Raw genomic sequence first — 5,005 nt, forward strand, 5'->3', positions numbered from 1 at the left:
GGTTAAATTACCACGGGCGTCGTAATCAAAGTGATAGCCGCTAATGCGCTTGAGTAGATTTCCAACCACCTTGGAGACACCACTCGGCAAGGTATTGTCCGGTGTATAGTGACTTGGCTGAGCGTCGCTTTTACTTAAAAGATTATGCGCCGGGTCAAAGCTAAAACGCTCCTCACCGAGTGGTCCATTGACCTTAAGCAAACGACCAAGGGGATCATACCGATAGCTTAACTCCCCTTTACGACTGTCCTTAATGCCGGTTAATTGATTGGCTCCATCATAGTGATAATCACGCTGCAGAATGCTCTGTTTAACATACTGACCAGACTGGATATGTTGCTGCGCCAAACGACCGGCCTCGTCGTAGATCGTCGTTTGCAACATCGTTTGCGCCCAATGACGAGCTATCTCACGGTGATTATTATCACGCTCCACATCAATTAAGCGCTCTTTATCCAAGAGCATGCCGTGCAAATGCCCCGAACCGTAGCGCAAATAATCCACCTCACGACCATCGGGGCGAAGCGTGCAAATCAGATTGGATAACTCGCTTGACAAACACCGAGTGCTTACACTTATGGTTTAAGTACTACAACGAAGAGCGCCCTCATCAGGCGCTTAAAATGAAAACACCGAGTATGATTTATCAACAATTAGCAACTTAAAGTGTGAAAGTTATGCTGGGTCATTACAGTTAAGTCCTTTTACGTACCACAATAACCCGTTCTTAGTCTTAAATTTTTATTAAAAATTAAAGTCTAAGACTCTATATTTTAATTATGTAATAAGTCAGTTGGCGCAACACCTGAATTATTTTTCTTGTTTTTGTCAGCACCTCTCGCAAGCAAAAGTTTTGCTGTTGAACTATTTTCATCCGGAGAGTTCATCGCTGCACGCCATAGCGGTGTATTACCCCAAGCATCAACTGGATCAATCTCAGCACCTTTATCAAGCAGTAACTCAGCCATATTACAGTAATCATGAATAGCCGCTATATGCAAAGCGGTCATACCTTGATTGTCAGCGGCAGACAGATCATAGTTCTGCTCAATTAAATATGACACCAAGCTAAGATTATTTTTAGCAACAGCTGATAACAAAAAAGTTCTACCATCTCTATCTACTGCATCAATACCATTCTTCTTTATAAATGCATCTAAAGCCTGCTTATCATCTGAATTAATAAGCAGTTGAATCATTTTTTTTTCGTCAATAGTTGTCATAAAAATCTCACTTTTCTATTTTAATTAATACAAGCAGGACTATCTGCGTCTGAGATAATATCAAGCTGATTGCCTTTAGATTTATCTTCGTGACGATGAGACTGATTTTCCATTGGATCCTCAATATGATAAAAATCAGGATTATTCATCAAATCATTAAATTCTCTTTGACTTAAACCTTTCGCTTCAGCCTCAGCTACCATTCTCCAATGTTCATGCCCAGGTTTATGCCCAAGATGATACTTTCCTTCGGCTCTGCTCCAAGGTCTTCGTTTCCCACCTTCTATTGGTTTACCAGTATTAGCATCCAAAAAGCGCCCTTTCACAACCCTTGCTTTATCTTCAACAGCCTTGCGTGTAGACTTTCTAATATACGGCCTATGCAGCCACCCCCACGGATCCACCCACTCCACCGGGTTCGGGGCGTATTGATAGAGGTTAATCCCTCCCATCAAGCCGATCGGGTCTTGGCTGATAAAGCGACCTAGCTCTGGGTCATAATACCTAAAGAGAGAGTTTGTCTACTTTTCTGACTAGGAACAACAGAATGATCTGAGTGTTTGCTTTAGCGATAAGTGTGAAGAGCATTTCTGCCACGATAATTACTTTTACTGTGAATCTCTTCCTTTTCTTGCGCTTTGGGCATAATTAAGCACTTGCTTTAAACTCTTCGAGCACTTAAATAGCTAAATCTTCAGTAACCGCTTAGTACATTGGCTTTAATTCTATCGTAATAGCTCGGCAGTCACGCAACGTAACAAATTGCATAGCATGTGCATCATGCACAACTAGATCTTACTATCAGTAGACGCTATCGATGGCGTCTGGCAAGTATTTAAAGCTATCAACCCCCCGATCATGGTAATACTCGCCATCAATAACAACACCGACAGGAAAACAATCAACATTAAATCTGCAGTAATGCCTCGTCAAACTCACGATCACGAATAATTTTCTTTCCAATTGGCAAATTTAGATCAGACCACTTCAATCCATTAAATTCCAAGACATAAGCAATCATCGGTATGGGATAACTGTAAAAATCTGGCCTTTGGACTATGTAATGAATCAAACTAGGATTGAAATCCACAAATGCCATTAAGTAAGGAATGTAGAAACCATTTAGCGCATCGGAAATCTGGTTTATGCACAAATCAAGTACATGATCACTATGGGGTAAATAAATTTTTGATAGTTGTTGAGCATGACTATGACTTTTTTCTTGTAGAGTTGTCATGTAAAAATGAGCCGAAAATCCATCTACCATATTTGACTTATAAGGCGGAACAATTTTCTGAATGTAATGACTAAACTCTTCTGAATAACCTGTTAGTTCAATATAATACGCTTTCTGACTCCCTAAATAACTAAAGGCTAATTCAGCTTTATTCTCTGTTGAAAGTGATTCAAATTTAATCGATTTCTTAAGTGACCTGGTACGAGCAGGAATATTTAACTTTTTTAAAAGACTTGATAATTCCGTCTCAAAGAGTTTTTTAATTTCTTTGTCCATAAGGAAAACCTATCTATATTTCAAAATATGAAAAGTGGTATCTTTAAATTTCTGACCTTTATTGCCTAAACCTGGTCTATTGCGTGTATCCAAAATAAAATCAGAATCTTTCCCTTGAGAAGGTCTGAGACTTCCGCCTCCTCTTTCACAAGTATTTGACGGAGAATCCATATCAAATACCTTCGCTTTCTTTTGATTTTTGGTTAAACGCCCTTTCCCATGCTTAACTTCAAAAACGTGTATTCCACCATTTCTATCACTAGCTACAATATCAGCCCTGATTCTTGATCTTGATTTGTTAACTTTCATTGTAACTTCCTCAGCAATGACTGCATATCCATTTCTTTCTAAGTCGTGAATCGCTTTCAGCACACCTCTTCTACCGTTAAAAATACTTAAACGTTTCCACCCCCACGGATCGACCCACTCCACAGGGTTCGGCGCATACTGGTACACATTTATCCCGCCCATCAACCCTATCGGGTCTTGGCTGATAAAGCGTCCTAGCTCGGGATCATAATACCTAAACGTATTATAATGTAGCTCACTCTCCTCATCATAGTACTGCCCTTGGAAACGATGGTTATTCACCACCCCCTCTTTTACCTCTCTCGGCTCCACATAGGTCTCTCCCCATGCCTTGGACTCTGCCTCCCACACCACCTCTTGGGATTGGTTCAGCAATAGTTGTGGCGTGCCTATCTGGTCATACACATAGTGATAGAGTTTAGGGGGAGTGGCTGAGGATTCTCGTGGAGCCGACTCAGCCCCCCAGGCCATCGGGCTAATATGCTCTGCCTCACCTGTGCTGCTATTGATATACTGGGCTAGCGGAACAAAGCTACCGTCCTCATACACATACTGTACATCTCTGGCTAGTGCGACTCCCTGTGTCGTAGAGAGACTCCTTGCATGGGCTGTACGCAACGGCTCCTCGGAGGCAATGCTTAATCCCTCCCAGTCATACAACGTTTGTGGACCATCCGATGATGCTCACCCGCCCTCACTCGCTTGGCTATACGTCGCCCAAACGCATCATAGAGGTACACCGTGCGTAAGCTCCCGCTTGCCATCCACTCTACCGTAATTGATTATGTCCATCCCATTGGAAGGTTTAGTTTAAATCTGATGAAGAAGAGAAAAATTAGGAAAATTTTCTTAGATTTTCTATTGTTTTTATAGCATCCTTAGAGATAGTAGTCTTCGTTATTAATGAATTCAACTGAGATTCATTCTCCTCTGTAATAAATTTTATAGCACTTAGTTGAATCCTATATTCAATTTCAAATAAACTTCTTAGAAAACTCTCACATTTCTCATCATCTTCATCAATGTTTGTGAAAAAATAATCAGAGATTTGTGCATTAATAATATCTATAATTAATCTTGCACAATCAAAAACGTCATCAACTTTGTGATTTATTAAAAAACTTAAAAAAGTATACAAGCACTCTGACACAATTTTAGCAAGTATATTTTCTGTGGTACTATCAAACACGTTATCTGTATCAAGTATCAAACTATTACTTTTTCTCCTTAAATTTTCAAGATCTTTTAGTGTTATAGCATCTTCTTTTTTCAGCCTATCATAGATAAATCTAAATAAAACAAACGCTTTGCCATTTTCTAAGTCCTCACTCATATCCTGTATTTTGATACGAGAATCTACATCTTCATATAACTTTTGAATTCTATCCATACAAAAAAATCCAAAATTTTTTTGTTGCTTAAAGCTTAAAGAATTTAAAGCGTCTTTAACTAAGTTTTCATTTGCTTTTTTCTCAATCATTACCAAATTCCACATTGATTACTGTTTTCTCTATTTTTTGATTTTTTACCTGAAGTATTTTCCTCATTAAAATCAATATTATTCTTTCTCATACCATTTTCACAGTCTATGCAAATTGGTTTACTACTACCTATTTCTGACATTTCTTCAGGTGCAAAGTTTCGTAAAGATTCCTCAGCATGCATGTTCTCTGTTCTACTATTTACATTAATAATATTGTTATTATTCGCCCAATCTCTAATTGCTGGTCTTGTAGTTTTTTCACTAGTTGAAACGTATAATTTCCCGCTTTTTCCTCTACCTACAGCGACAGTAACAGCACTCCTTGTTCTTTCCGGCAAAACTTTTGCTGCTTGGATTGCTATCTCATCAAGAACAGAGAATTTCGCCAACCCCCACGGATCGACCCACTCCACAGGGTTCGGCGCATACTGGTACACATTTATCCCACCCATCAAGCCGATCGGGTCTTGGCTGATA

At 39.4% G+C, this 5,005-nt stretch carries 7 protein-coding genes and 2 pseudogenes; 1 reads left to right on the forward strand and 8 read right to left on the reverse strand.

Annotated elements, in window-relative coordinates; translation table 11 throughout:
* Positions 1 to 558, reverse strand: a pseudogene (locus HMPREF2660_RS11195) (RHS repeat protein); the annotation flags it as partial.
* Here HMPREF2660_RS11195 and HMPREF2660_RS11200 point away from each other — a divergent pair.
* Positions 552 to 665, forward strand: a complete 114-nt coding sequence (locus HMPREF2660_RS11200) for an integrase core domain-containing protein (protein ID WP_369021504.1) — start codon at positions 552 to 554, stop codon at positions 663 to 665. The pseudogene HMPREF2660_RS11195 and the gene HMPREF2660_RS11200 sit on opposite strands and share 7 nt — an antisense overlap.
* Positions 666 to 773: 108 nt before the next feature.
* On the opposite strand, the gene HMPREF2660_RS11205 is transcribed toward HMPREF2660_RS11200, so the two are convergent.
* The 7 genes and pseudogenes from HMPREF2660_RS11205 to HMPREF2660_RS11235 form a co-directional block, all read right to left on the reverse strand.
* Positions 774 to 1,223 (reverse strand): ankyrin repeat domain-containing protein, encoded by a 450-nt coding sequence (locus tag HMPREF2660_RS11205; RefSeq protein WP_070486123.1) that lies wholly within the window; start codon positions 1,221 to 1,223, stop codon positions 774 to 776.
* 20 nt (positions 1,224 to 1,243) lie between these two features.
* Positions 1,244 to 1,636, reverse strand: a complete 393-nt coding sequence (locus HMPREF2660_RS11210; protein WP_255356420.1) for an HNH/ENDO VII family nuclease — start codon at positions 1,634 to 1,636, stop codon at positions 1,244 to 1,246.
* A pseudogene (locus tag HMPREF2660_RS11215) lies at positions 1,625 to 1,720 on the reverse strand (RHS repeat domain-containing protein); the annotation flags it as partial. The pseudogene HMPREF2660_RS11215 and the gene HMPREF2660_RS11210, both read right to left, overlap by 12 nt.
* A 410-nt stretch (positions 1,721 to 2,130) precedes the next feature.
* Positions 2,131 to 2,736 carry a hypothetical protein gene (locus HMPREF2660_RS11220; RefSeq protein ID WP_070486125.1) on the reverse strand — a complete coding sequence of 202 codons (606 nt, stop codon included), beginning with the start codon at positions 2,734 to 2,736 and terminating at the stop codon, positions 2,131 to 2,133.
* Positions 2,737 to 2,745: 9 nt separating this feature from the next.
* Positions 2,746 to 3,516: an RHS repeat domain-containing protein gene (locus HMPREF2660_RS11225; protein ID WP_168160794.1), complete on the reverse strand. Its 771-nt coding sequence runs from the start codon at positions 3,514 to 3,516 to the stop codon at positions 2,746 to 2,748.
* A 364-nt stretch (positions 3,517 to 3,880) separates the two neighbouring features.
* Entirely contained in the window at positions 3,881 to 4,540 is a 660-nt protein-coding gene (locus HMPREF2660_RS11230; RefSeq protein WP_141743556.1) for a hypothetical protein, read from the reverse strand.
* Positions 4,525 to 5,005, reverse strand: a 481-nt coding sequence (locus HMPREF2660_RS11235) for an RHS repeat-associated core domain-containing protein (RefSeq protein ID WP_369021505.1), incomplete at its 5' end; no start/stop codon positions are given. The genes HMPREF2660_RS11230 and HMPREF2660_RS11235, both read right to left, overlap by 16 nt.

This window comes from Weeksella sp. HMSC059D05, from assembly GCF_001809725.1.
In the GTDB taxonomy this organism is placed as follows: Bacteria; Bacteroidota; Bacteroidia; order Flavobacteriales; family Weeksellaceae; genus Weeksella; species Weeksella virosa.

Coding starts and splice junctions, on each gene's coding strand:
- HMPREF2660_RS11205 (WP_070486123.1), bottom strand. CDS start 1,223: ATGACAACTATTGACGAAAAAAAAATGATTCAACTGCTTATTAATTCA.
- HMPREF2660_RS11220 (WP_070486125.1), bottom strand. CDS start 2,736: ATGGACAAAGAAATTAAAAAACTCTTTGAGACGGAATTATCAAGTCTT.
- HMPREF2660_RS11225 (WP_168160794.1), bottom strand. CDS start 3,516: ATGGCCTGGGGGGCTGAGTCGGCTCCACGAGAATCCTCAGCCACTCCC.
- HMPREF2660_RS11230 (WP_141743556.1), bottom strand. CDS start 4,540: ATGTGGAATTTGGTAATGATTGAGAAAAAAGCAAATGAAAACTTAGTT.